24 protein-coding genes are annotated in these 25,066 nt (G+C 44.9%); 12 read left to right on the plus strand and 12 right to left on the minus strand.

All coding sequences use genetic code 11. From position 1 onward, the window contains the following. Nucleotides 1–222 precede the first annotated feature (222 nt). Together CW749_RS02275 and CW749_RS02280 are read left to right on the plus strand one after the other, a co-directional pair. Nucleotides 223–669, plus strand: coding sequence for a MarR family transcriptional regulator (locus CW749_RS02275; protein ID WP_101110265.1), 447 nt, complete (start codon nt 223–225; stop codon nt 667–669). Next, nucleotides 669–1,295, plus strand: coding sequence for an isochorismatase family protein (locus CW749_RS02280; RefSeq protein WP_237322294.1), 627 nt, complete (start codon nt 669–671; stop codon nt 1,293–1,295). Before CW749_RS02275 ends, CW749_RS02280 begins: the two co-directional genes overlap by 1 nt. 84 nt (nt 1,296–1,379) lie before the next feature. Here CW749_RS02280 and CW749_RS02285 read toward each other — a convergent pair whose 3' ends face one another. Next, the gene (locus CW749_RS02285; protein ID WP_101110267.1) at nt 1,380–1,973 is read right to left on the minus strand and encodes a histidine phosphatase family protein; all 594 of its coding nucleotides are present in this window, start codon (nt 1,971–1,973) and stop codon (nt 1,380–1,382) included. Nucleotides 1,974–2,271: 298 nt separating this feature from the next. Here CW749_RS02285 and CW749_RS02290 point away from each other — a divergent pair, with 298 nt between their 5' ends. The 6 genes from CW749_RS02290 (at nt 2,272) to CW749_RS02315 (ending at nt 8,261) form a co-directional block, all read left to right on the plus strand. Then, a complete protein-coding gene (locus tag CW749_RS02290; RefSeq protein ID WP_101110268.1) occupies nt 2,272–3,066 on the plus strand; it encodes a DeoR/GlpR family DNA-binding transcription regulator in 795 nt (264 codons plus the stop codon). Beyond that, nucleotides 3,063–4,118: an ABC transporter ATP-binding protein gene (locus tag CW749_RS02295; protein WP_101110269.1), complete on the plus strand. Its 1,056-nt coding sequence runs from the start codon at nt 3,063–3,065 to the stop codon at nt 4,116–4,118. The genes CW749_RS02290 and CW749_RS02295 overlap by 4 nt, the downstream gene beginning before the upstream one ends. A gap of 75 nt (nt 4,119–4,193) precedes the next feature. Beyond that, nucleotides 4,194–5,459, plus strand: coding sequence for an ABC transporter substrate-binding protein (locus CW749_RS02300; protein ID WP_101110270.1), 1,266 nt, complete (start codon nt 4,194–4,196; stop codon nt 5,457–5,459). A gap of 249 nt (nt 5,460–5,708) precedes the next feature. Beyond that, nucleotides 5,709–6,602, plus strand: coding sequence for a sugar ABC transporter permease (locus tag CW749_RS02305; protein ID WP_101110600.1), 894 nt, complete (start codon nt 5,709–5,711; stop codon nt 6,600–6,602). Next, on the plus strand, nt 6,599–7,450 hold the full coding sequence (locus CW749_RS02310) for a carbohydrate ABC transporter permease (RefSeq protein WP_237322298.1): 852 nt from the start codon (nt 6,599–6,601) through the stop codon (nt 7,448–7,450). The genes CW749_RS02305 and CW749_RS02310 overlap by 4 nt, the downstream gene beginning before the upstream one ends. Before the next feature lie 13 nt (nt 7,451–7,463). After that, a complete protein-coding gene (locus tag CW749_RS02315) occupies nt 7,464–8,261 on the plus strand; it encodes a phosphodiesterase (RefSeq protein WP_101110271.1) in 798 nt (265 codons plus the stop codon). Nucleotides 8,262–8,330: 69 nt separating this feature from the next. Here CW749_RS02315 and modA read toward each other — a convergent pair whose 3' ends face one another. Together modA and CW749_RS02325 are read right to left on the minus strand one after the other, a co-directional pair. Then, nucleotides 8,331–9,080: a molybdate ABC transporter substrate-binding protein gene (gene modA, locus CW749_RS02320; RefSeq protein WP_343232518.1), complete on the minus strand. Its 750-nt coding sequence runs from the start codon at nt 9,078–9,080 to the stop codon at nt 8,331–8,333. Between the two features lie 353 nt (nt 9,081–9,433). Beyond that, nucleotides 9,434–10,657: a M23 family metallopeptidase gene (locus CW749_RS02325; protein WP_101110272.1), complete on the minus strand. Its 1,224-nt coding sequence runs from the start codon at nt 10,655–10,657 to the stop codon at nt 9,434–9,436. 448 nt (nt 10,658–11,105) lie between these two features. Here CW749_RS02325 and CW749_RS02330 point away from each other — a divergent pair, with 448 nt between their 5' ends. Continuing rightward, nucleotides 11,106–11,726 (plus strand): protocatechuate 3,4-dioxygenase, encoded by a 621-nt coding sequence (locus CW749_RS02330; protein ID WP_101110273.1) that lies wholly within the window; start codon nt 11,106–11,108, stop codon nt 11,724–11,726. Between the two features lie 470 nt (nt 11,727–12,196). Next, on the plus strand, nt 12,197–13,297 hold the full coding sequence (locus CW749_RS02335) for an endonuclease/exonuclease/phosphatase family protein (protein WP_180958306.1): 1,101 nt from the start codon (nt 12,197–12,199) through the stop codon (nt 13,295–13,297). A gap of 325 nt (nt 13,298–13,622) precedes the next feature. Here the strand turns inward: CW749_RS02335 and CW749_RS02345 are convergent, their stop codons facing one another. Then, nucleotides 13,623–14,486, minus strand: coding sequence for a glycine betaine ABC transporter substrate-binding protein (locus CW749_RS02345; protein ID WP_201796985.1), 864 nt, complete (start codon nt 14,484–14,486; stop codon nt 13,623–13,625). 259 nt (nt 14,487–14,745) lie between these two features. Here CW749_RS02345 and CW749_RS02350 point away from each other — a divergent pair, with 259 nt between their 5' ends. Continuing rightward, complete coding sequence (locus CW749_RS02350) at nt 14,746–15,942, plus strand: GTP-binding protein (RefSeq protein WP_101110276.1); 1,197 nt, start codon at nt 14,746–14,748, stop codon at nt 15,940–15,942. 53 nt (nt 15,943–15,995) lie between these two features. Here the strand turns inward: CW749_RS02350 and CW749_RS02355 are convergent, their stop codons facing one another. Then, the gene (locus CW749_RS02355) at nt 15,996–16,898 is read right to left on the minus strand and encodes a LysR family transcriptional regulator (RefSeq protein WP_101110277.1); all 903 of its coding nucleotides are present in this window, start codon (nt 16,896–16,898) and stop codon (nt 15,996–15,998) included. A 97-nt stretch (nt 16,899–16,995) separates the two neighbouring features. Here CW749_RS02355 and CW749_RS02360 point away from each other — a divergent pair, with 97 nt between their 5' ends. Next, a complete protein-coding gene (locus tag CW749_RS02360) occupies nt 16,996–18,201 on the plus strand; it encodes an MFS transporter (protein WP_101110278.1) in 1,206 nt (401 codons plus the stop codon). Nucleotides 18,202–18,274: 73 nt separating this feature from the next. Here CW749_RS02360 and CW749_RS02365 read toward each other — a convergent pair whose 3' ends face one another. The 7 genes from CW749_RS02365 to CW749_RS02395 form a co-directional block, all read right to left on the minus strand. Further along, entirely contained in the window at nt 18,275–18,712 is a 438-nt protein-coding gene (locus CW749_RS02365) for a GNAT family N-acetyltransferase (protein WP_101110279.1), read from the minus strand. Between the two features lie 17 nt (nt 18,713–18,729). Continuing rightward, on the minus strand, nt 18,730–19,143 hold the full coding sequence (locus CW749_RS02370) for a GNAT family N-acetyltransferase (RefSeq protein ID WP_101110280.1): 414 nt from the start codon (nt 19,141–19,143) through the stop codon (nt 18,730–18,732). 30 nt (nt 19,144–19,173) lie between these two features. Then, nucleotides 19,174–19,665: a GNAT family N-acetyltransferase gene (locus CW749_RS02375; RefSeq protein ID WP_101110281.1), complete on the minus strand. Its 492-nt coding sequence runs from the start codon at nt 19,663–19,665 to the stop codon at nt 19,174–19,176. A gap of 104 nt (nt 19,666–19,769) precedes the next feature. Then, a complete protein-coding gene (locus CW749_RS02380) occupies nt 19,770–20,582 on the minus strand; it encodes an SDR family oxidoreductase (protein WP_237322303.1) in 813 nt (270 codons plus the stop codon). A 247-nt stretch (nt 20,583–20,829) separates the two neighbouring features. Continuing rightward, nucleotides 20,830–21,207, minus strand: a complete 378-nt coding sequence (locus CW749_RS02385) for a MerR family transcriptional regulator (protein ID WP_101110282.1) — start codon at nt 21,205–21,207, stop codon at nt 20,830–20,832. A gap of 152 nt (nt 21,208–21,359) precedes the next feature. After that, entirely contained in the window at nt 21,360–21,875 is a 516-nt protein-coding gene (locus CW749_RS02390; RefSeq protein ID WP_101110283.1) for a cupredoxin family protein, read from the minus strand. Between the two features lie 67 nt (nt 21,876–21,942). Beyond that, on the minus strand, nt 21,943–25,065 hold the full coding sequence (locus CW749_RS02395; RefSeq protein WP_101110284.1) for an efflux RND transporter permease subunit: 3,123 nt from the start codon (nt 25,063–25,065) through the stop codon (nt 21,943–21,945). Nucleotide 25,066: the final 1 nt, after the last annotated feature.

The following is a 25,066-nucleotide window of genomic DNA, read 5'->3' on the forward strand; positions in this document are numbered from 1 at the left end:
TAGAACAGCTTGGGTACAAATTCACCCAACGTTTTTTGCAACAATATAACATAACAATTAAAAGCATCAATAACGAAGCACAAAGGAGAGAATCCGCTCTATGTCCTGCACTTGTGATCACTCATTCGTTAGATCAGTGAATACGTGACTCCCATTCAATTTGAACAAAAAGCAACCAAAAACAATTGACATCATCATTGTCAATATGACATTAATGATGTCATGAAAAAGACAAAAGAACTGTATGAATTGATATGGGCATCGCGTCCATTGATGCAAGCGGCTGAAGAGGTCGTAGAAAAGGGGCTGGCAGGAACTGGGTTGACGGTTCGAATGCGTGCTGTGCTTGAGATTCTTTATATTCATGGCGGGCTAACGGTGCCAGAAATAGCGCAACGGCTTGATATCAAGCGACAATATGTTCAGGTCATGGTGAACGACACAATTGCGTCTGGAAGCACTGAAAGAATCCCAAACCCTCGACACAAGCGTTCTAGCCTGATCACGTTAACGGAGTCTGGTCGAGATGTTATTTGTCAGGTAATACAACGGGAGCGAGAACTGCTTGATGGTGTGTCTAGCAACCTATGTGAAACCGATATTGCCTCTGCTCTATCGCTTGTTAGGCATCTCATCAAAGAACTCCAAACCAAAAGTAAGGAAGAATAATGATAATACAATGGCTGATCGTTCTTCCTATTGTGGCTGCGTTACTATGGCTTGCGAACGGTATACGCTTAATCGGAACCGTCAGTAAAGGTTATCCAATAGGTCATCGCCCCAATACCGCAGTATTAATGGTCGATCTTCAAACTGTGTTTTGGGAATCAGACCAATTCAGTGAAGAAGCTAAATTAAACGCTCAAACGGCGATCTTCGATGAAGTAAACAACGCAAAAGAGCATGGGTTTCCAATCATTGCGATACGACAAGAATGGTCTATTTTGTCAACACAAGTGTTGTCACGGTTAACAATGGGTGGAGCAGCCATTGCAGGAACGAAAGGGACGGAAGTCGCCGAGCCCTTTTCCGATCTATCCGATCATGACCTAGTAAAGCGTGTGCAGGATTCATTTGAGACAGGCGAATTAGATAAACTGCTAGAAGAACTGCAAGTTGGCACACTCCGAATTGTTGGCTTAGATGCAAGATACTGCGTTGATAAAACCGCAAAGGCGGCTCTTGGGCGAGCTTATAACGTCGAACTTATTGAAAAGGCAATACTGGCTGCTGAACCCAAAAAGGGAAAAGAAGTGTTGAAAACCTTAGCTCAAAACGGCGCTGTATTGAGGTAGAACCAACACCGGTTTTGTTTTAGTCACACCTTCAAACCGAAAACAGAAGCTCGCTTTTACAGGGGCTATCATCTACAGAGGCTATCAACTACAAAGTCTATCGCCTACAGAGGCAATCAGCTTGATTTGTCCGGTTTCATGGTGAGGCAATGTTCGGTGCTGCCCTGGTGCCAAGTTGTTGAATACCGTACTTAAAATTTGAAGCGTATCTCCGTGCGACACCAGTAAAATAACCGCGCCTTGATGAGATTCTTCCAATTCCAGTAGAAGGCTCCATGCTCGGTCGCAGACGCTTTGAGCGCTTTCAACATCGTTGTCGGTCTGTGTTGAAGACTCTCCATCTTTTGCCCATACCTTTTCGTAGCTGTCTGAGCTTTTACCTTCCCACGTACCAAAAAAGCGTTCCCGTAACCGAACATCGACTTTCGAACTCGCAATACCGAGTGTACTTTTTACCGTTTCAGCAGTTTCAACCGTGCGTTTAAAGTCGGAATGCACCACCAGCGAAATGGGTTCGCCTGAATAGGCATTGGCAGAAGTGATGGCTTGCTGCTTACCAGTTTGCGTTAAACCATACTGAACGCAACCGATGGCTGGATCACTGACCACAATACCTGCAACATTGGCTTCACTTTCTCCGTGACGCATCAAAAGGTATGTATTTCTAAATTCGAGCATTCCTTTCCCTTTTGTAAATGATTAAATGCGGACTGAGTCTGTTGTCCACTCAAAAAACAAAGCCTAAGTTACTCTTAAATAACAGCCAGTTAAACACATTAAACTGCTATTCCCTCTTAACCAAATGATCCTATTATTCGTGACGTTGTTGTGAACACCTGATGTCATTTCCTTTAACTTACCCATTATTGAGCGTTTGATCAATAAACGAACAATAAAATGCTCAAATACTCATTATTTGTTGGATAAATGTTAAATCTATCATTATATTCAAACGAAAGTGGAGATATGAACAAATATGAATCACGACCCAAAAATCACGAAGAAAACCGATATCCGGCGCGAACTCATCATTGAAATGACTCAGCAGGAAGGGAACGTTTCTGTTGAAACTTTGGTTGAGGTGTTGGGTGTATCTGCTCAAACCATTCGACGAGACATCAACCACCTGTGTAACGAAAATCGCCTCCGTAGGCGACATGGTGGCGTGGAGCGTTTCGAGCAACCTCTTAACACGCCTTACGATCAAAGAGCCATAACAAACCATAGCGAAAAGAGAGCTATTGCTATGGCAGCGGCAGACATGATCCCAAATGGTTCTACGCTTTTTATTTCCATCGGTTCTACGCCAGCTATGGTCGCCGAAGCACTGCACGATAAAACCGGCTTAACGGTAATGACCAATAACTTAAATGCAGCAATGGCACTGAGCAGCGAGTTAACCAATCGCGTGATTCTTCCGGGTGGGGAATTACGCCTCCCCGACCGAGACATTTTGGGTGACGATGTCCTTACATTCTTCAACTCCTATCGAGCGGAGTTTGGCATTTTTGGGGTCGCTGGCGTATCGGAAGATGGGGGAATGTTGGATTTCCACGCATCCGAAGTGCGTGTAAGGGAAGCCATTCGAACGCATTGTAAAACGTCTATTTTGGTGATGGACAGCACCAAACTCAGCCGGATCGCTCCTGCTGTCGGTGGCAGTATTTTTGATGTCGACCAAATCATAATGAATCAACATCCAAATGAAGATATGTCTGCAATCAGTGAGCGTGTGGGCGACCGTCTTAAGCTAGTGGGAGGCATGTCATGAGCGAACAACCTTTTGTTGAATTCGACAACATTGGCAAGCGATGGAACGGTCAACTTGGCGTTGAAGGTATCTCGTTCAAAATTCCGGAAGGATCTTTTGTCGCCCTTCTTGGTCCATCGGGCTGCGGTAAGTCCACCACATTGCGTTTGCTTGCGGGGTTAGAAACACCCGATATCGGTCAAATCGTTATCGATTCACGGGACGTGACGGAACTCGCCCCTGCTTCTCGAAATTTGTCGATGGTTTTCCAATCTTATGCCCTGTTTCCTCATCTTTCTGTGGCAGAAAACGTCATGTTTGGGATGAAAGTGCGCAAAGTGCCCAAACAGGAGCGTGAAGAAAAGCTGAATAACGCGTTAGACATCACGGGGCTGATTGGGTACGAGCAAAGAAAGCCAGGGGAATTGTCTGGCGGACAACGCCAGCGAGTCGCGCTAGCCAGAGCGATAGTGGCAGGTCAGCCACTCTGTTTAATGGACGAGCCGCTGTCTAATTTGGATGCAAAGCTCAGAAACTCGGTTCGTAGAGACATTAAAAAGCTGCAACGAAAGCTGGGAATGACCGTGGTTTACGTTACGCACGACCAAACCGAAGCCATGAGCATGGCCGACATCATCATCCTGATGAAAGACGGGCGAATCATGCAATCGGGTACCCCTCAAGAATTGTATAACGAACCCCAAAATACGTTTGCAGCAGAGTTTGTTGGTGCTCCGCCAATGGCTTTGATTTCTGCATCCGCATTAAAGGGCTTTGAACATGCCCACACAGTGGGGATACGGACAGAAAACATACGCATTTCTGACATAGAACAAGATTCTGTGAGCAGTAATCATAACCACCTAACTTGTTCTGTCTCGGAATGCGAATACCTTGGCGTTGAAACCCACATTAGTTTAAACCACCCAGAAGCCAAAGGGTTGGTGGTTAAGTTGGACGGGCATTCCTCGCTAAAAGAAGGAAGCACCGTGAATATCTCATTCGAAGATAGTGCGCTCCACCTATTTGATAGTAATGGGGACCGAATGTCCGACAAGGCATCGGCTCAGTAAATATCGGCCTCAGCTAAGTATGCTGAAGCTGTGTTAACGCTTGCTGTAAGCAGCTAATAAACCAATGGTGAAACTATGAAGTTCTCTACAGTCCTGGGATGGGTTTTAACTGGCATGGTCGCTGGTACGAGTCAGTCAGTCTTAGCCGAAACTGAGTTAAACATGTACTACCCGATAGCGGTCGGGGGACCGTTAACCAAAGTAGTGGATAAGATGGTAACGGATTTCGAAGCTGAAAATCCGGATATCAAAGTGAATGCGATCTACTCCGGTAACTACGATGACACGCGAGTGCGAGCACTTTCTGCCTTAAACTCGGGCGAACCTGCTCAATTAGCTGTGATGTTTTCAATCGATGTGTATGACTTACTTGATCAAGACTTGATCACGCCTTTTGACGACATTATGAACGACAAAGAAGATCAAGCATGGTTAAACGACTTTTATCCAGCGCTGATGGAAAACGGCCAAGCTGAAGGACAAACATGGGGTATCCCATTTCAGCGTTCCACCATTGTGGCGTACTACAACAAAGACATGTTCCGCAAAGCTGGGTTGGATCCTGAAAAGCCACCAACATCATGGGAAGAGCTGGTCAAAATGGGGAAGGCTCTTACCAACGATGACACTTTTGGGCTGATGATTCCATCAACGGGCTATCCATACTGGATGTTCCAAGCCCTCGCGATTCAGAACGGTAAAAAGTTGATGTCCGACGACGGGTTAGAAACCTATTTCGATGATCCATCTGTTGTGGAAACGCTCAAGTTTTGGAAATCGCTGTCTGAAGAACACAAAATCATGCCTGAGGGCACAGTGGAATGGGGCACGTTACGTCAGGCATTCCTTGAAGGAAAAACAGCCATGATGTGGCACTCGACGGGCAACTTGTCCGCGGTGAAGAAATCGGCATCCTTTGATTTTGGTGTAGCCATGCTGCCGGGGAATGAACGTTTAGGCTCTCCGACTGGGGGCGGTAATTTCTACATCTTTAAAGACACAACGGATGAAGAAAAAGCGGCTTCTCTAAAACTGATCAAATTCATGACAGCCCCAGAACAAGCGGCGCATTGGTCTATCTCAACAGGCTATATGGGCGTATCAAAAAGTGCGTATGAAACGGAATCATTGAAAAAATACGCGATTTCTTTCCCACCAGCTTTGGTTGCACGTAATCAATTAGAACATGCGGTTGCCGAGTTTTCGACTTATGAAACGGCTCGTGTTCGTGAAGGGTTAAACAATGCGATTCAATCTGCGCTTACGGGAACCAAAACACCAGAAGCGGCATTGGAGCAGGCACAAAAATCTGCCGACAGACTCCTGAAACAATATCGCTAGTAATTGTGAGGTTAGCTGAATTGCTAAAAGCTTTGTCGCTAAAAGCTTTATTACTAGAAGCAGCGCTAACAGAAACTCTCGTAACTGGTTGAATACTCAAACAACCTCAAGATGCGAGTTTGGGTATAAGCACCAGCAATGTGTGGCTGGTGCTTACTCCGCATCACTATCACTGAGTGTCGCTCCGCTAGGCATACAAGAAGTACGACCTAAACGAGCGCATTCGTAATGAACTATGCAGATCACTCTATGAATCAATACGCCGCAATGGAAAAACGTAGGCAGCACCTTTATGGGTGGTTTTTGCTGACGCCTGCCGCCATTTTGCTATCGCTGTTTGCTTTTTATCCTTCTATAGCGACATTTTGGTCCAGCTTGTTTTCCAAAGGAACCCGTCGAAAGCCGTCTGAGTTTTCTGGCTTAGAAAACTATGTCGATCTGTTTAACGACCCAACGTTTTGGATTGTGGTTAAGAACAACCTCTTTTACGCAGGTGTAACCATTCCTGCGTCCATCATTATCGCTTTGATAATGGCGCTATGGGCAAATTCAAAAATGTCAGCAACGGGCTTTATTCGGACGGCTTATTTCACGCCAACCGTTTTGCCAATGATTGCTGCAGCGAACTTATGGCTATTCTTTTACACACCACACTTGGGGATTTTGGACCAAATTGGAGCGTGGTTTGGTTTTGATTCAGTAAACTGGTTAGGTCGGCCAGACACCGCACTTTGGGCGGTCGTTATTGTGACGATTTGGAAAGAAGCCGGCTTTTTCATGATTTTCTATCTAGCAGCACTTCAAACCATTCCGACGGATTATAAAGAAGCTGCCGACATAGAGGGCACCAGCCGCTGGACATACACCAGGCGCATTGTGTTACCTCTTCTCATGCCAACGACGCTGTTCATTGTGGTGAATGCCATGATCAACTCCGTCAAGCTCATTGATCATCTGTTTATTCTCACCAAAGGGGGCCCGTCCGACGCCTCCAAGTTGATTCTGTACTACATCTGGGAAATGGCGTTTGCCTTCTTCGATGCACCTCACGCAGCGGCACTGACCGTTATGGTGTTAATTGTTTTGGGTATCGCGGCTGCGGTGCAATTTCTGTATCTCGATAGAAGGACACACTATCAATGAGCACGCATTCTCCAGCATTCGTCCCTAAACGCCTTTTTACAGACAAAATGGCGGATTTTCTCGACTCGTTTGGTGCGATTCTTCTGGCCATTGTATGGATATCGCCTTTGTTGTTCGCTTTTTTTGCGGCATTTCATACCACGTCCGATGCCGTAAATTTCAACCTGTTTTCAAGTTGGACACTGGAAAATTTCCGGTTTGCTTGGGAAGGTGCACCTTGGATACAGTACTTCATCAATACCTTTTGTCTGGTGACCATCGTATTGATTGGGCAATTTATCATTACCACCTTGGCAGGGTTTGCATTCGCGCAGATCTCTTTTCCGGGCAAAGATTTTGTTTTTATTTTGGTCTTGCTTCAGTTGTTTATTCTTCCTGAAGTCTTGATCGTCGAAAACTACGCCATTACATCGAAACTCGGGTTGTTTGATACGATCTTGGGTGTCGGTATGCCTTATATGGCCAGTGCATTCGGTATATTTTTGATGCGCCAGTCGTTCAAGTCTGTGCCAGTAGAATTGCATGAAGCCGCAAGTGTCGAGGGGTGCTCTACTTTTGGCATTCTGATGAAGGTTTACGTGCCTTTGGCCAAACCCACTTACTTGGCATACGCACTCGTATCGGTTTCGACGCATTGGAACAATTTCTTGTGGCCACTTATCGTCACCAATTCTGATGATACTCGACCTCTAACGGTTGGGTTATCGATATTCGGTGCACCTGAAAATGGGGTGGATATTTCGGTTATCTCAGCGGCAACCATGATGTCTATTGCGCCGTTACTTGTCGCATTCTTGATCTTCCAACGCCAGTTTGTTCAAGCATTCCTGCGTGCTGGGATTAAATAAAGGAATCACTCCTATGTCACGAATCCTCCAAATCACGGATGTACACCTTGCTGCTCGACCGAGTACGGTGTCCGATGTGCTGAATACCCATCAGATATTTGAGAATGCCGTAAAAAAGATTCAGAGCGACTTGCCTATGTTGGGCGAAATAGACGCCGTGATCGTCACAGGAGACATCTCCGACAAAGGCGATCTCAGCAGCTATGAAGTATTCAAATCCATCATTGACCAGTTGCAGCTTCCCTACTTTTTGATTCCGGGCAATCACGATAAGCGCGAACCCTTAAGGCAGTGTTTTCACCAACATCAGTACATGTCTCAATCGGGTGAAATCAACTGGGTTCAGCCGTTGGACGACTTCATGATAATAGGGCTAGACAGTACTATCCCCAATAAGGGCGAAGGCGAATTAACGCAAGGTACGCTCTCGTTTTTGAGCGACGCGCTGAATCGTCAGCCAGACAAACCCGCTCTGGTCGCCTTGCACCACCCGCCCTTTATGTCTGGTATTCCATTCATGGACAATATTCGGCTTAACAACTCAGAAAGCTTTGCACGAGTGATTGAGCAAGCAAGTCAGGATGTTCGTATTATCTGTGGTCATCTACACAACAGTATTGTCTGTGATATCGGAGGGTCGACGGTTATCTCCAGCCCCGCAATCGCAAGCACGTTTTTAACCGACTATAGAGAAAATGCACAGGTGGGGTTCGTCAAATCCACGGGGGGATACATGGTGCATGATTGGGGTAATGGGTTTCGCAGCTCATTCATATCACTCGACCTAGAGAACGAAGTGCATCCGTTTTAATCGATGGCTCCGTCGTACCATACACGCGGAGCCTTTAAATATCGTGATTTCTTTTACTTTATTACTTTATTACTTTATTACTTTGAAACCATGCTTCTTTAATATCCCTTGAGCGGCCTCACTTTTTAAGTACTCCGTAAGCACGGCGGCAGAATCGGTTTCGCTCACATTCACTAATGGGTAGTTGATGTTTGAATGCAAAGCTGCGTCAAATTCATAGGAGATGTTCACTTTTCCAGACGCAATCGCATCTGTTTTATACACAATCCCTAAAGGCGACTCGCCCACATCCACAAACGCTAACGTCGCTCTCACGTTTTTCATATGAGCCGTTCTTTTCTTTACGCTGTCCCATACACCGAGGCTGGTGAGGGCTTCTTTCGCATAAATACCAGCTGGGACAGCATCGGGCTGCGCAATGGCCATTCTTTCATTTTTTAATAAGCGTGCCCATTCGTTAGCTTTAGTGACATCAAATTGAATATTTTTGTCGGGAGAAGAGATTAAAACGAGAGTGTTGCTGGCGAGATTGGCGATGTTTTCTTTCTTGATGTTACCTTGTGATTCTAGGTAGTCCGCCCACTTACTGTTGGCCGAAATATAAACGTCAGCGGGTGCGCCACTATGGATCTGTCTGGCTAAAGAAGAAGAACTGCCGAAAACAGGGATGACATTGTAATTATGGCTTTTTTCAAATTTCTCTACGATTTCTTCAACGGCATTGGTCATGGAAGAAGCGGCATAGATCCGAATGTTTTCTTGCGCGTGAGCACTGCTGAACGCTAAAGCACTACTTAACACTACAGCATTACTTAACACTAAAGCACTAGTGAACGCTAATGTTGCTATCCGCCCAAAAACACTCGTCCCGAAAGCTTGCAACTTAAAAACTCGCTTTTTCACTTCTTATCCCTACTTAATTCTAATTGGTCTTTATACCCACGTAACCTAGCTCTATGAATCCACACACGTCGGATAGCACTTTCCAAAACGAGATACTAACAGACCATTCACGCACTGGGAGTAAGGACTTGTAAGTATTGCCCCACGCTTCTGATGCTGTGCGCTTCAATTGGCTAAGAAGTATTCGCTTAAATGGTCTTCTTGTTTCGAAAAAATGCCTATACCGAAGCCGACAGTATAGGCACATCTTATTCTCAATTCAGGTTTGATCAGTGATACAGATTACGCCATGCACATGTTTTGCGTCCATTTTTCTCGAAATAGAAATTCCAGCAATTCGAATCGTAATTGCTGTTTCCTACATCAACACGGTATCCACTGATATAAACGTCTTGTAATGAAATAAACCGGCCATTTCGCAACAAGGACCAATGCAAGTGCGGCCCTGTTGATTGCCCCCCATCACAAAGTGCCGTGGATTTATTGTTCGCGTAACGCCCAAGCCAATCGCCCGCGGAAATCTGATCACCAGTGTTATATTGCAAGTTATCCATATGGTAATAGCTAGTAGCGTAACCGCTAGAATGCGTTACCCTAATATTACAGCGAGAATAGCGCGTTACCGTTCCCCCATGAGAAGCTTGCACCCAAGGTGTGTTACTGCCCCATCCACCACTGCCATTATTGAAATCTAATGAAGAATAAGGATAACCCGATCCTGTATTGGAATGCGCACCACCACTTCGCCAAACTGAACCACTTGGCCAAGGGAATCTCAGAGTGAAGGTATTGTAGGCATTGCTTCGAGCAGAGAACTCGGGCTCATCACTCCTTTGCTGCTGAGAACGAATTAAAGATTCCCCATAAAAGACCTGCGAGTACGCATCTAATAAACGATTCATATGATCTTCAGAGCGCAGTGCTTGCACGCCTTGACGAGATCGCTCCTGTTTGGAAAGGCGTATTTCGCCTAATGTACTTTGAAGCGCCAAGGTGGCGGGCGTGCTGTATTTAGGCAACGCCGTTTTTTTTCGGTTCAACGCTTCTTCAAAAGCATAAAAACGCTGGCTCAAACGTAAAGTGACGGCTTTTACTTGAGCATCGAAACCCACTTTGTTGGTTAAACCCGGTAGTGGATTTTCCAACTTTTCTTCATCTGGTTGGCTCAAAAGCCCAGACTGCATTTCGATTAAACTAAGAATTAATTTGGGGCTGATACTGGCGTAGCCCGCCCAATGCATAATGACTTCTTTTTTCTCTGCTAATAGCGGTGCATTTTGGGCAAAGAAATCATCCCAATCGATTTCATTCAATTCTGGACTAAATACAAAAGCCTGATCATCAATAAGTTGTAGGCTTGAAACGTCCAGTTTTTGTATTTGGAACGGCGTTACCGCAAAGGCTTCCTCTGGGTGAACTTGCGCTTGTGCTCCAAATACAATCGCCGTGAACAATGTTGCGGCTTGGCTAGTGTTCTTAAGATTTATTTTCATTTGTTCCCTGCTATTTTCATTGGTTGTTAAAAAATACATAAGCTAATGAGTGCTTATTCATAGTTCAACTTTGAAATAGTGTTTCAGTGCAACAAGACAAATAATGCGACAAATCCTACATATGCAACTCAACAACAGGAAGCAACCTCTTGAATCTCTATTTTTTAATAAAGCTCCTCGCGAAACATATCATTTTGTCAAAATTTTTAAGTTATCGACTTCTTTTTATTTATTTAGAAAAATCTCAATAATTCAATTGGATATTCGTTATTTAGAATAGCAGCATTACATAATATTTGTTTCTTCAATCTTTTTTACTGAACTATTTTCTCATCTTCAATGTCAGATTTCTGTAATGGTACACGTGATGTCTTGTGTTTGATCTCAACTACACTTCTTGTTGTAACCCATATAATTTTTGGTATTGAAGTAAGGAAAATGCCCTATTATGAAATCTGTTAGCCGAAGAGGCATAGTTAAAGGGCTCGTAGCATTAGCTGCGCTGCCTATGTATTCACGAAGTGCTGTATCTGCAATGTTTACCCCCAGAGCCACTGAGGGACCGTTTTACCCTCGATCATCCATGCGATTCCCAGACATCGATAACGACTTGGTCAAAGTGTCGAACGCAGTAAAAGAAGCAGGCGGTGAAATCATTCACCTGAGTGGAAGAATATTGTCGAAAGATGGGCAGCCACTGGCGGGGCACAGAATCGAAATATGGCAATGTGATGTGAATGGCAAGTACTTACATACCGGTGATGATAGAGATGTAAAGTACGACACAGGATTTCAAGGATTTGGGCACGACATTACCGATGCCGACGGGAACTACCATTTCCGAACCATAAAACCCACGGTATACCCGGGAAGAACACCCCATATTCATGTAAAAGTATTCGATCAGAAACGCGAGCTATTGACGACACAATTCTATATTTCTGGTGATGATCGCAATAGGGCGGATAGTCTTTATCGCCGTATGTCGAAACAAGAAGCCGATAGCGTTTCTATGGTATTTAGCCAAAACAACGATAGAGTTGAAACTCGCGTTGATGTCGTAGTGTGATAGGTGAGATACGGTTCTATACCCAAGTAACCTCAAGGTGCTTGGGTATATTAATTTATAGCGGTACGCCTTATTACAATTAACTCTATCCGGCACGTAACTCATAGAAATAAAAATAAAAAACCATACATTTAAATTCATTTCCTCAGAAATCACCTGAACCAAGATCGACTATTGATAATTATATTTACAAGGATCTGTTTTAAGGAAAAGTCTATTCTTTCAGTTACTTCTAACCTCTAGTATCGAATTGGGCAATCCAAGTTATCTTAACTTTACCTCAGTTCAACTCTATATAAATAGGTTCAAACTGGAATACACCTATCTTGGAAAGCCTATTCAATTTCATTTTAATTGTGGAGCTTAGCTTTCCTATGAAAAATACAAATCATTGTTGGTATTTATTATTTACATTACTGTTCTTTTTTAGCGCTTCAACATACGCTGATTTACGTGTGGCGTCATTCAATATGAACGGGAGAACAGAGAAAATTCCAGACTTCAAAAAATTCCTAAGTGGCGAGGAGGTAGTTGTTCTACAAGAGGTCAATGACATTCAGAAGACTCGTGACCAATACTCTGATTACCCTTATGTATATACAACAACCAATTCAACAACGGCATCGTCCTTTAATGTTAAAACGACCAGCATCATGGTTTTGTCTAAAGTCCCTTTTAAGTCGACCTACAGTGAACTGATCCAAACTGATCCAGCAGTGGATAAATGGGAACGCAATGCTCAGCATGTCGTCCTTAATATCGGGGACGGCAACACTTTAAATTTGTTCCACTATCACAATACGTTTAATTTTCATGAGAATGGTAGCCAATGGGAGCGGACCGGAATGCGCAAGTTTGCTACTTGGGTGAAAAATAGGCTCAATATTTCGGACTTTTCGAGTGCAAGGAACGTGATTCTTACCGGTGATTTTAATGTGTATCGCCATCATGCCGCACAGGATCTTACATCTTTAGAGTGTTCGAATGTATGGGTTGATTACGTCTGTTCTTCGATTCAGGTTTTAGCTCAAGGTCACTATGATTCAGGAGAGCCGATTTCTGATCACAGAGCTGTATGGGCAACATTAGATACAACCCTAAATATTCCCAATGCAGTAGGGCCTAAAGTTCGTATTTTCAATAAGCAGCAAGGGGAATACCTTTACGCAGCCGATTTTTCACCATTCGATGCCGATCGTCGCCGTGTATTCACATGGATTCCGGGCACACCTGTGACAAGTGGAGAATGGCGGTTAGAAAATATCGGGAATGGAACGGTCCGCCTATTTAACATTCATCAACAGGAATACCTCTACGCCGCTGACTTCGCACCTTATGATCAAGACAGAAGACGTGTCTTCACATGGCGACCAGGTCACGCACCCGTTCAAGGTCAATGGAAAATTGAAAACATAGCCAATGGTCAGGTACGTATTTTAAACACCCATCAAAATGAATACTTGTACGCTGCTGATTTCCAACCTTTTGATAGAGACCGACGCAGAGTATTCACGTGGCGTCCCGGTACACCAGTGAACCAAGGCGCTTGGATCATTGAATACATAAATTAGGGTCTGTTGACCTTTCGAGATGATTTTTGCAGCAATTTGTGGGTGATTTATACAAGGCAACGATCATTCGGTGTAGTCGCTCTACATCAATGAGCGATAACGCAGTAGAAATAAGCCACAAATACTGCCCGAAGGGTTCGCTTCTATGCCTTTTACTCTTTGTTGCAAGGTATTTACTTAGAATGACTAAGCGACACACCTTGCGCCGCGATTAAAAGGCATAGAATTCGAACAAAATTTAACCGCGAAAGGTCAACAGACCCTAGTGACAGAGTGACACATGAAAAGATGAGTGGCGAAGACAACTTCGCCACCATTTTCGCTCTTATTGGCAATTTGCTTCTTTTATGATGGCATCGATACGTTCTTTGTTTCCGATTTGCCAAACTTGCGCTGCTTCTTCAATAGTGAGGGTGTGTGCATCCAGCAATGACGCTGCAAGTGCCAAGTCGGAATTGGATAACTTGAAATGACGAACAATGTTTAATGCGCAGGGTGATTTGATCGCCAAGTCATTCGAAACAACGCTTTTAAGCCATCCACCTTTTGGGTTGCCGCAATCCCATATATGCTTTTTGTTGTAACCCCATTCAGCATCGGATTGGCATTCCTCAGTGAAGTCGGGAAATTCGACAAAACTGCCTTCATAGATTGCCTCTACCCAATTTGGTGTCCAGTTGAAAACTAAAAACGGTACTCGGCTTTCAATATAACGATGAATCAGGCCATTCAGCTCATCACTGGTTTCTAATGTGACCACTTCAAAATCCAATTCAAGTGCTCGTATGCGAGCCCGATCTGGCTTTTCCCAAGGCCCTGAATAGTAAATACCCTTTCCTTTCCCGTCGGGGCTAAATACGGAGGCGCATTTCTGCAGCGCTTTCCAATCTGGCAACCCTGGGCAAAGCGCTTCACTGTATTGGGGATACCACCAATCTTCCCGAGTCGTGGCATGGTGCGTGCCGCCTACTTGCATGCGCCCACGCTTTACATGGCTCATAAACTTGTTACCCATTGTGCCTTCCCACACTTCAATTTGGATATCAGCCCGCCCAGTACTTAACTGTAACCATTGCTCGGGAGAGGAATAAACGACAATGTCTGTATCAATGCCTTGATCTTCCAAAATATTCGCTAAGGCATGGGTAAGCACACGTTGGCTGGCCCAATCGAGCTCAATTAAAGTCACAGGTGTTGCTAAAACTGAATTAGGCAAAAAACTCAAAACAAAAATACAAATCAGGCGCTTCAAACTGGCTCTCACGGTGTTTTCTCGTAGATAGACTCCATGAGCTAAAGATAGTCCAAATTACCTTATTTTGGGTTCGCTTTAATTGGATAAACAAACCAATAATTGATATGTTATAACATCTTACAACTGAGTAACCTCAAGATACTGGGCATATACAACTGGTATCTTTCACTTATCTAATTCTAAAGGTTTATCCATGGCTTCCACCCCCATCACTATTCTGCACGGCTTTCTTGGGTCGGGTAAAACGACCGTTTTGCGTAGTATTTTGGCGCAATCTCAAATGGCTGAATATGTGCCTTCAGTGATCGTTAATGATATGAGCGAGCTAGACGTAGATGGCGTGTTGGTCATGAATACTGATGTGGTGAATGAGAGCCATGGCAATTTCGTCACCATCAGTGGCGACAGTGTAAGCAGCCCAGAAGGCATAAAGAAGCTAGACAAGGCACTTAACCAATTGGTTCAACAAGCCCAGCCACCGTGGATCCTGATTGAAACCTCGGGTAGCAGCCACCCTTTACCATTAGTCGAGTATTTTAAAGATCACGCTCTGTTTTCTTTAAAAGGCGTAGTCACGTTAGTCGATGCGACATGGTTGCACGACGACTATTCACACGCAAAAACGCTCATCCCGAAATGGCAAGAGAACTTGCAAAAAGGAGATCGAGGCATAGAAAATCTGCTTGTGGAACAAATTCTGTTTTCAAACCGTGTTTTTCTCACTAAAGCCGATCGATTGGATGAGCAATCAATCAAAAGCATTGCCGAAGCTTTGCATCCGCTTAACCCATACGCCTCTATTGTGAGCACATCTTGGGGTAATGTTGGGATTGAGCAATTTAAATCCATTGAAGACTACAATTTTTTCATGGTGCAACAACTGGCTGATGAGCTGAGAGACGGTGTTAATGCACCACTGACACTGTCTGGGAAACATAACCAGAAGATCGTAGCAAAAGTGATGAAAGACGACCGCCCTTTCCACCCTCAACGTTTATGGCAAACGTGCCATAGCTACCTGACACAAGGCGTATTCCGCAGTAAAGGTTTCTTTTGGATGCCAACACGAGATGACGTTTCACTGCTTTGGAGCCAAACTAACGGCAGTGTTGGTCTTGAGGTGGTTGGGTTTTGGCGTGAGTCGGTAAAGCATGATGACACTCAAAACTTTACCCCTGAGCAACTTGAAATTCTGCAAGCCAAAATCGATAGCGTAGACAGCCGTTTCGGCGATCGACGTTGCCGCCTAACGGTGATTGGACAAAGCGACGAAGCCGATGCTTTTATTGAGGCGTTAAATCGCTGTTTCTTGACCGATGAAGAACTCGATCACTGGAAAGACGGCGGAGAATTTGACGATCCATGGCCTAAGAAAGTGGCTAAGGTTTAAGCCGCCTAGATTCAATTAAAGAAGGTCAAACATATGGGGGTAATGCACAAACATTACCCCTTATTATCAAACGTTAATAAACTCTGACATTCACTCGCCAACTTATCCATCACCCACTGAATTTTATGTTCATCCTTTCGGCGTTTTTCACATATAAGATACAGTGACTCCCTCAACGATTGGAGCTCAAATTCCGGTAAAATGATAAGTGATGCCTCACTACTTTTGAGTAAATAAAGAGGTAGTAACCCAATCCCCATCCCTAACTGAACCGCTTCCAGTTTTGCTATGTTGCTCGATACGCTGAGTACATCTAACGAATCAATATCAACGTCGGATTTAGCAAACAGCGTTTGCCATTCTTGCTTACCATGTGATTGTGTAATCAGAGAGTGCTGCGCCAATTCCGATAAACCCTTAGGTATCCCAAAGCGTTTAATATACGCATCGCTCGCTACTACACACTTTTCAACTTCACCTATGTATACGCTGTGAAAGGTATTATCCGGAACCCCATAATTGGTCGCGATATCAATTTTGTCTTCAAAGAAATGTTTGCTGCCTGCATTCTCTTGGAGATGAAGCGTGAGGTCGGGGTATTGCTGTCGCAATTTAGCAATAACAGGCAAAACAAATTTAATTCCCAGTGAAGTGGAAGCCGATACCGTAAGTTCAGCGCTGCTCGGCGACACCTGTTGCAATCCATCTAGCTGAGAAGACAAACGCCCAAAACTGTAGGCCACTTCCTGTGCTAGCGACTCCCCTTCTGCGGTTAGGGCAAACTGATGTTTGTTTTTTCGGTTGATAAGCTTAACGCTCAGAACCTGCTCCAATTTTCGTACTTGAGTACTCACTGTGGACTGGGAAATACAGAGCTGTTCGGCGGCTTTGGTGAAGCTGCCTGTTTGAGCAAGTGCATGAAAATATTTAAGTAGCGGCAGTGTTTTTTCAATCATTATTCAATTTATAGATAACCAACATATTCTTTATCTATTTTTATCACTTCACTCCGTCCGATACAATTTCTGCGTATTCAACTTTCAGGAAATCCGAATGACGCTCGACATTCGCTACGCACTTCATCACGCCATTAACATCGGCACAATCTGTATATTCGCCCCCGTGATTGCATTATTTTGTCAGCACAAAGGTATGGATCTTAGTCAAATTGGTCTTTTCTTTGGGGTCTACTTTTTAGCGATAATTTTATTTGAATTGCCTTCCGGCGCGTGGGCAGATCGCTTCGGTCGATTGAACGTATTTATGCTAAGCAAAATGTTGGATTGCTTGAACTTTGCTTTGCTGTTTTATTTTGATTATATCCCCGCCTTGTATGCTGCATCTTTTGTAGGTGGTATCGCTCGTGCCATGGGTTCTGGCGCAATGGAAGCATGGTATGTTGATCAGTTAAAGAAAGTGCATCGCTATCACCTGATGCCCAGCTTGCTCAGTAACGCGCATGGTTGGGCGTTAGTAGCAATGGCTTTTGGTGCCGTTAGCGGAGCGGCTCTGGTCGCTTGTAATCTTCAATTACCAAACAATGACTCCCCTTATCACTGGGTACTGCTCGTTGCGTTCACAATGCACTTAATTCTCGGTATTTCTGTCCCTTTTTGTTTCCATGAAGGTGAGATAAAGCAGACGATTCGGAAAGAAAGGTCTGATGTAAACGTCATAAAACAAGGATTGATGACTTGTATTCAGCATCCAATACTCAAACGCGTTCTGGGCTTACAGATCATTCATGGCTTTTTACTCTCAAGCATTCAAACTTACTGGCAACCACAATTGCTTACTATGTTGAATGAAAAAACGGATGTATTTGTATTTGGCTGGGTATCTGCACTCTTTTTCTTTTCTGCCGCTTTGTCTGCGGCATGGATAAAGCGTTCACATAAAGGTTTATTGAACAATAATGGACGTCAGTTACTTGGGATTTTTGGCGCGTCTTCTGTGTTGGTTTTGCTATTAGCAACCACGAACTCTGCTCTGTTATTCATTGTGGTCTATTTGTGCTTTGGGTTCGCCATTTTTGCCATCAAGCCTTTGCTCGCCATTCTGATGCATCAATACATAGAAGATCATCAGCGTGCGACTGCGTTATCCATATTATCGCTTGCACTGAACCTAGGTGGTGTCTTAGTCGGATTAGCCCTAGGCACCATAGCAGACAGTGCCGGTGTACGTGCTGTGTGGGTTATTTCAGGGGTAAGTGGGCTCATTTTTGTCGCCCTATTAATAAGGGTTAAAACCAAATGAATGAGACCCTCTTGCTTGGTTCAGAAAGTCATATCGGCTAACACAGGAATATCTTTTGCTGTGGTGATTCGTCTCAAAGCTTCCATTCAGAAGGTGCAAGCTCCATTGTCATTAATTCATTTTCTTCTGAAATAGCAACAAAGCCCAGCTTTTGGTACAAACTAATAGCCGGATTTTCACTGAATACACGTAGGCGCAGATAAGACGACCCACGATGCTTTGCATGCTCAATGGCTAAGGTTAAACTTTGAGCACCGATGCCTTTGCCTTGATATTCAGCCTCTATCTGGAAGTCTCGTAGGTAGGTTGTATCGATTTCGTAGGTAAATCGAATTACGCCAACACGTTTGCCTGACTGGTAAATATCAAAGTTTTCAAAGGTATCCCAACTTTGAGTAAACATCTCGTGATTCCATTCGATACCACGTTTCTCGTAATAACGAGCCATGTTTGTTTGCGTCAGCTTCTCGGCAAAGCTCGCGTCTTCCGTCGGTGAAAATTCAACAGACATAAGATTCCTTTGTACATTTATGATGTTTTTGGGTGGAACTTTTTGGTCATTCCATGGCTTCTTGGTGACACCAATCTGTATCCTAACTTTTGGTAGAACTCCGGCTCGTCGGCAATCATCGAAACATAAGAACCTTCAAGCGCCACAGAAGCGATATAAGCATCGATATGTTCCATGATGGTTCTGCCCAATCCTTTACCTTGATAGCTTGGGTCGACCGCAACGTCTACCACTTCAAAGTTGCATGCCCCATCGCCGACGACTCGCCCCATACCAATAAGTTTGCCTTCGTCTCTAATCGAGACCGCATAGAGTGAATTGGGTAAACCAATTTTCGCTGCTTCCAGTGACTTTGCCGAGAGACCTGCGGTGATTCTCATGGCAACAAACTCTTCGGGAGTCGGTGCTTCTTCAAAGGCTTTAATACTCATAAAATCGCCAATAATTTAAAGAAAACAATACTATAATAGCTTTTCCATTCGTTCTAGATCCCAGACATTTTCTTTGAAGTGCATGGCTTCTTTTTCAATCGAAACGGTTTTAAACCCAAGCGACTGATACACCTTTTTTGCCCTTTGGTTATGGCTGAATACTGCAAGGCTGAGTTTGTTACAGCCGTAATCATGTTTAGCCACATCGGCAAGCGTTGTCAGGATAGTTTTTGAAATGCCTTTGCCGCGAAATGAATCCGAAACAAACACCAAACAAATACGACAGTGCGTTTCCGACTGTCGGTTGAGTTCAACAAAACCGGCTGCCTGATCACCATATTTGATCAGGAAAGGGATAACTTCAGGCTGCTGGCAGTGCTTGTCCAGTTGATCACGGGTAAGTGGATATTGAAAAGTGGGACCAGCCCAAAGATAAGTCAGCTCTTCTGATACTATCCAGTCAATCAGATGCTCAAAGTCACCTTCCGTAAAAGGGACAAGCGAGCAATGTATTTTTTCCATACCGACTCAAACTCCTGAATTAAGGGGAAGGAACGGAAACTTGAGTAAAACCGTTTCCATCCTTTCCAATATACACTCAGTAGTTGTATCAAATAGTATTTATTTTATACATTTTTCATCGCGCTACTGTACATTTTCAACATACCATCTTTAGACAGAATTCGATTCAAGAAGACGTAGAACTTGTTGTCGAGAAACGGAATCTCTCTAAAACGCCCTTTGAACAAAGCATCCAACCCTTTCTGTGCAACTTTCGCTGGGCTGACTCTATATTTTGCCGCAAATGTCCCCGTGCCAGAGCTCGACTCGTCTTTGCCATCGAAAGTAAAGAAGCCAGTATCTGTTCGCCCCGGAGACAAGCAGGTGATGTTCACACCTTTGCCTTTCATTTCGACTGCTAAGGCTTCAGTAAAACTGGCGACATACGCTTTACTAGCGGCATACGCTGCCATATAAGGCTGTGGTTGATAAGCAGCGGTAGACGCTACGTTCATTAGGTATCCTTTGCCCTGTTTTTCCATTCGTCTGGCAAAGTATTCACTCAAGGAAGTCAGCGCTAGCACGTTAACCGACACCATTTGCTGTATTTGTGCCGACGTGTGCTCGATATGCGCACCATACAATCCGTAACCTGCATTATTAATGGCAACGTCGATGAGGCTGGAATAGGCTTCAAGCTGTTGAATCACCTGAGCATGCGTAGCCGGATCGGACAGGTCAGCGCAAATGGTTTGGCTGACGCCTTCAATTTGGCGTTCGAGTTCTGCCAATTTCTTAGGGTTGCGTCCGTGAACGATCAGTGCGTAGCCTTGCTCAGAAAGAGACTTGGCAAATTCGAAACCAATGCCAGATGTTGCGCCTGTGATGAATGCCGTTTTCATAATGTTGACCTCTGTTTTGTCTGTCGAGGTCTTCATCCTAAAGTCTCCCGTATAGGGGAGAGTCAACACCTATTTAACCTGAACTCGGGATAACAACTTGCTTTCTAATGGCTCTTTTCACTTATTACTGCGTTGAATCCTCTCCCAATAACCTGTTATTGGTTCGTGGCTTCGCCTTGTCTTAAGTGAAAATTTCACATTAGAATGCCTCAATAAAAAATGTTTTATTATTTTAATGGGTTAGCTAACCTCTTATCCCGAGTTCAGGTTATTTACTAAGAAATTATTGATTAATATTTTCCAATAGACACTGATTGTAATGTTGAACGCTGATTTCTAGCTCGTCCATTTCCTCAAGTCTTTTTTCCAATTCCGCTTTCTTAATGAGAATGTTGGTGCGCTTTTTTTGCAGTTCGGCTTTCAGTAAGTCCATCGGCACCAAGCCTTCCTGTGATTTGGCTTTCGCTATGGTTCGAAGCTCCTCCAAAGTAAACCCTAACCCCTTTGCAGCTTTTATCATGCCTAGCACTTGGACATAACTGTCGTCGTAAACGCGGTATTTGCCATCGCGTTGGGGCGATTTGATTAACGCAATGTCTTCGTAATGTCGAATCGCTTTAACGCTGACTCCAGTCTTTTTCGATAGTTCTCCAATATACATTGTGCTTTCTCCTCCCTGATGTGTTGCAAGAGTGTAAGGAAATCAAACTAAACAGTCTCTAAATATTGGAGGAATTTACAATGTAAATTAGAAAAACTCGAGCGATACGAATACAGCCCGAGTTTCATCATCTATTGGTTACTGAAGTCTGCTTAGATTTGAATCGACTTCACCATGCCTGCTTCGTAGTGTCCTGCAATGTTGCAGGCAAATTCAATATTGGAATCGCCATGAAAGTGCCACGTCAATTGTTTCGCTTTGCCTGGCTTAACGGTAACAACGCTCCCAGAGTCATGATTATGATGCCCCTTCTTTTTCATCATTTCACGGTGCGATTTCTGCTCGGCTACTGAACCAATCGCAAATTCATGATCGATTTTTCCAGTGTTGATCACCACAAACTGAACCACATCATTAGGTTCAATATTCACCTCTTTTTTAAACTTGATGGTCATGTCGTCGCTTAAAATAACGTGTACCACTTTATCGGGTTTCGCACCTTTGGCAGGCATGCCCACATCGGACATGCCTTCCATGTTCATCATATTGGAGTGATCCATTTTTGAATGGTCCATCTTGCTGTGATCCATTTTCGAATGATCCATACCTGCGGCGATAGCGCCCGACGCAACCATACTTAGAGCCAATGCAATGATTGATTTTTTCATCTGAATTTCCTTCTATTTCGAATTGAATTTGAATTCAGGATTACCCACAAGTAACCCTAAATTTGGATTACTTGCGAAGTTCGTTTTGCTTCCATAACTTAAAGATAGCGGGCAAAACCAATAACGTGAGCAATAATGCCGACGCCATTCCGCCAATCATTGGGGCGGCAATGCGCTGCATCACTTCCGAACCTGTGCCATCCCCATACATGATTGGTATCAAACCAATAATCACCGTCAGAACCGTCATCATTACGGGTCGAACACGCAGCCCTGCCCCTTCGCGAATGGCGTTGGTCAGGTCATCTTTGCTTAATGGTGTTCCGGTTTCTGCTGCATCTACCTTTTTGTAATGCCAAGCTTGGTTGAGATACACCAGCATGATGACCCCAATCTCAACTGCCACCCCAGCAAGAGCGATAAACCCCACCCCAACAGCAATTGAGAAGTTATAGCCGAGGTAGTGCATCAGCCATAAGCCGCCAACCATGGCGAGCGGCAACGTCAGCATGATGATCAACACCTCTCCGACACGTCGGAAGCTGAAATAGAGCAGCAGCATAATGATTGCAATGGTGATAGGTACGACGACACTCAAGCGCTCTTTCGCTCGCTCCATGTACTCGTATTGCCCCGACCAAGCCAGCGAATATCCGGCAGGAAGCGACAACTCACTAGCCACAACTTTCTGCGCTTCGGCCACATAAGAGCCCAGATCACGACCTTCAATATCCACGAACACCCAGCCGTTCGGACGAGCGTTTTCTGTTTTGATCATCGGAGGGCCATCTTCATATCGAATGTCGGCAACATCGGCGAGAGCAATACGCGCACCGTTTGGTGTGACCAAAGGCAGGTTTTCCAACATCACGACAGAATTACGATACTCCTGTGGGTATCGAACATTGATTGGATAGCGCTCCAGCCCTTCGATGGTTTCGCCCACATTCATGCCCCCGACCGCTGTCGAGATCACTTGCTGAACGTCTTTAATGCTCAAGCCATATCGGGCAGCCGAGCGGCGCTTGATGTCGATGGTGACATACCGACCGCCTGCTACACGTTCAGCGTAGACGGAAGCCGTACCGTTAATTCCATTCAGAATCGGTTCGAGCTGTGCACCAATGGTTTCGATCACCTTAAGATCAGGACCCGCTATCTTTATGCCTATTGGGGTTTTAATACCCGTTGCCAGCATGTCGATGCGGGTTTTTATCGGCATAACCCAAGCGTTGGTTAAACCGGGGAACTGAACCAGATTATCCAGCTCTTTCCGCAGTGATTCGCTTGTCACTCCAGTACGCCATTCGGACTTCGGCTTAAACTGAATCACGGTTTCGATCATGGTGAGCGGTGCAGGATCGGTGGCGGTTTCAGCTCGACCAATCTTGCCCCATACAGTGTGCACTTCAGGCACGGTTTTGATCAGCTTGTTGGTTTGCTGCAATATCTCTCGCGCTTTACCAATTGAAATGCCGGGATAGGTCGTCGGCATGTACATCAAATCGCCTTCATCCAGTGGGGGAATAAACTCGCTGCCTAATTTGCTGGTTGGGTAATAGGCAGAAGCCATTAAACCAAGCGCTAAGACAATCATGGTTTTAGGAAAACGCAGGCTGACACTCAACAGCGGTTTATACAACGCCACCAGTCCCTTGTTGATAGGGTTCTTGTGTTCAGGCAGGATCTTTCCTCGAACGAAATACCCCATCAAAACAGGCACCAGTGTGATCGCCAACCCCGCCGATGCCGCCATGGCGTAAGTTTTGGTGAACGCGAGGGGCGAAAACATTTTCCCTTCCTGCCCTTCTAAAGCGAACACGGGAACGAAGCTCAATGTAATGATGAGCAGCGAGAAGAACAGGGGCGCACCTACCTCTTCCGCCGCTTTACCAATGACTTGCCAGCGGTTCTTATCGGTCAGGGGCGTGCGCTCAATGTGCTTGTGTACGTTCTCAATCATGACGATGGCCCCATCCACCATGGCACCGATGGCAATCGCGATTCCCCCAAGCGACATGATATTGGCGTTGATACCTTGCCAATGCATGACCATAAACGCAGCCAGTATCCCAACGGGCAAACTCAGCGCGATAACCAAAGAAGAACGGATGTGGAAAAGGAACAAGGCACACACAACCGCCACCACAATGAACTCTTCCGCCAGCTTCTTCCAAAGGTTTTCAACAGCAGCATTGATTAGGGTGGAACGATCGTACGTTGCGACTATCTCGACACCATCAGGCAGGCTGCGTTGCAGTTCTCCAAGCTTGGTTTTTACATTGGTAATCACTTCACTGGCGTTCTCGCCAAAGCGCATCACGATCACCCCGCCTACGGCTTCCCCCTCACCATTAAACTCCGAAATGCCCCGACGCATTTGCGGTCCTAGGTTAATGTCGGCGATGTCGCCCAACAGCAATGGGGTGCCTTTTTCCGTGACTTTCAGGGGCAGTGATTGAATGTCTTCGATACTGCTCAAATAACCCGTGGTGCGAACCATGTGTTCGGCTTCCGCCACTTCAATAACCGATGCACCCGACTCCTGATTGCCGTTTTGAATCGCCATGTTCACTTGCTGCAACGTCAGGTTGTAGGCCCGTAATTTGGCTGGGTCTATCTGGATCTGATACTGCTTAACCATACCGCCTACCGTGGCAACCTCTGACACCCCTTCAACGGTTTGCAATTCGTATTTCAGAAACCAGTCTTGCAGGCTGCGTAATTGCGCCAGATCGTGCTGACCGGTTTTATCTTGCAGTACGTAACTGTAAACCCAGCCCACACCCGTAGCGTCTGGCCCTAATGTTGGTTTTGCATTGGACGGTAAGTTAGGCGCCACTTGGCTAAGGTATTCCAGCACTCGCGAACGCGCCCAATACATGTCGGTATTGTCATTGAAGATGATGTAAACATACGAATCCCCAAAGAAGGAATAACCGCGCACCGTTTCGGCACCGGGCACCGCTAACATGGCGGTTGTCAGCGGATAGGTCACTTGATCTTCCACCACTTGAGGTGCCTGACCTGGGTAACTGGTTTTGATGATCACCTGTACATCCGACAAATCCGGAATCGCATCCACAGGCGTGTTTTTCACGCTGTAAAGTCCACCGAGCACCAGAGCTAAGGTAGAAATCAGCACCAAGAATCGGTTACTGATGGACCAACGAATGATTGCATTTATCATA

Origin of the sequence: Vibrio sp. vnigr-6D03, assembly GCF_002835515.1 — a bacterium.
In the GTDB taxonomy this organism is placed as follows: Bacteria; Pseudomonadota; Gammaproteobacteria; order Enterobacterales; family Vibrionaceae; genus Vibrio; species Vibrio penaeicida.

What these genes read in the sequence shown, in the direction of transcription:
- CW749_RS02275 (WP_101110265.1), top strand. Translation starts at nt 223, where the DNA reads ATGAAAAAGACAAAAGAACTGTATGAATTGATATGGGCATCGCGTCCA.
- CW749_RS02280 (WP_237322294.1), top strand. Translation starts at nt 669, where the DNA reads ATGATAATACAATGGCTGATCGTTCTTCCTATTGTGGCTGCGTTACTA.
- CW749_RS02285 (WP_101110267.1), bottom strand. Translation starts at nt 1,973, where the DNA reads ATGCTCGAATTTAGAAATACATACCTTTTGATGCGTCACGGAGAAAGT.
- CW749_RS02290 (WP_101110268.1), top strand. Translation starts at nt 2,272, where the DNA reads ATGAATCACGACCCAAAAATCACGAAGAAAACCGATATCCGGCGCGAA.
- CW749_RS02295 (WP_101110269.1), top strand. Translation starts at nt 3,063, where the DNA reads ATGAGCGAACAACCTTTTGTTGAATTCGACAACATTGGCAAGCGATGG.
- CW749_RS02300 (WP_101110270.1), top strand. Translation starts at nt 4,194, where the DNA reads ATGAAGTTCTCTACAGTCCTGGGATGGGTTTTAACTGGCATGGTCGCT.
- CW749_RS02305 (WP_101110600.1), top strand. Translation starts at nt 5,709, where the DNA reads ATGAATCAATACGCCGCAATGGAAAAACGTAGGCAGCACCTTTATGGG.
- CW749_RS02310 (WP_237322298.1), top strand. Translation starts at nt 6,599, where the DNA reads ATGAGCACGCATTCTCCAGCATTCGTCCCTAAACGCCTTTTTACAGAC.
- CW749_RS02315 (WP_101110271.1), top strand. Translation starts at nt 7,464, where the DNA reads ATGTCACGAATCCTCCAAATCACGGATGTACACCTTGCTGCTCGACCG.
- CW749_RS02325 (WP_101110272.1), bottom strand. Translation starts at nt 10,657, where the DNA reads ATGAAAATAAATCTTAAGAACACTAGCCAAGCCGCAACATTGTTCACG.
- CW749_RS02330 (WP_101110273.1), top strand. Translation starts at nt 11,106, where the DNA reads ATGAAATCTGTTAGCCGAAGAGGCATAGTTAAAGGGCTCGTAGCATTA.
- CW749_RS02335 (WP_180958306.1), top strand. Translation starts at nt 12,197, where the DNA reads ATGAACGGGAGAACAGAGAAAATTCCAGACTTCAAAAAATTCCTAAGT.
- CW749_RS02350 (WP_101110276.1), top strand. Translation starts at nt 14,746, where the DNA reads ATGGCTTCCACCCCCATCACTATTCTGCACGGCTTTCTTGGGTCGGGT.
- CW749_RS02355 (WP_101110277.1), bottom strand. Translation starts at nt 16,898, where the DNA reads ATGATTGAAAAAACACTGCCGCTACTTAAATATTTTCATGCACTTGCT.
- CW749_RS02360 (WP_101110278.1), top strand. Translation starts at nt 16,996, where the DNA reads ATGACGCTCGACATTCGCTACGCACTTCATCACGCCATTAACATCGGC.
- CW749_RS02365 (WP_101110279.1), bottom strand. Translation starts at nt 18,712, where the DNA reads ATGTCTGTTGAATTTTCACCGACGGAAGACGCGAGCTTTGCCGAGAAG.
- CW749_RS02370 (WP_101110280.1), bottom strand. Translation starts at nt 19,143, where the DNA reads ATGAGTATTAAAGCCTTTGAAGAAGCACCGACTCCCGAAGAGTTTGTT.
- CW749_RS02375 (WP_101110281.1), bottom strand. Translation starts at nt 19,665, where the DNA reads ATGGAAAAAATACATTGCTCGCTTGTCCCTTTTACGGAAGGTGACTTT.
- CW749_RS02380 (WP_237322303.1), bottom strand. Translation starts at nt 20,582, where the DNA reads ATGAAGACCTCGACAGACAAAACAGAGGTCAACATTATGAAAACGGCA.
- CW749_RS02385 (WP_101110282.1), bottom strand. Translation starts at nt 21,207, where the DNA reads ATGTATATTGGAGAACTATCGAAAAAGACTGGAGTCAGCGTTAAAGCG.
- CW749_RS02390 (WP_101110283.1), bottom strand. Translation starts at nt 21,875, where the DNA reads ATGAAAAAATCAATCATTGCATTGGCTCTAAGTATGGTTGCGTCGGGC.
- CW749_RS02395 (WP_101110284.1), bottom strand. Translation starts at nt 25,065, where the DNA reads ATGATAAATGCAATCATTCGTTGGTCCATCAGTAACCGATTCTTGGTG.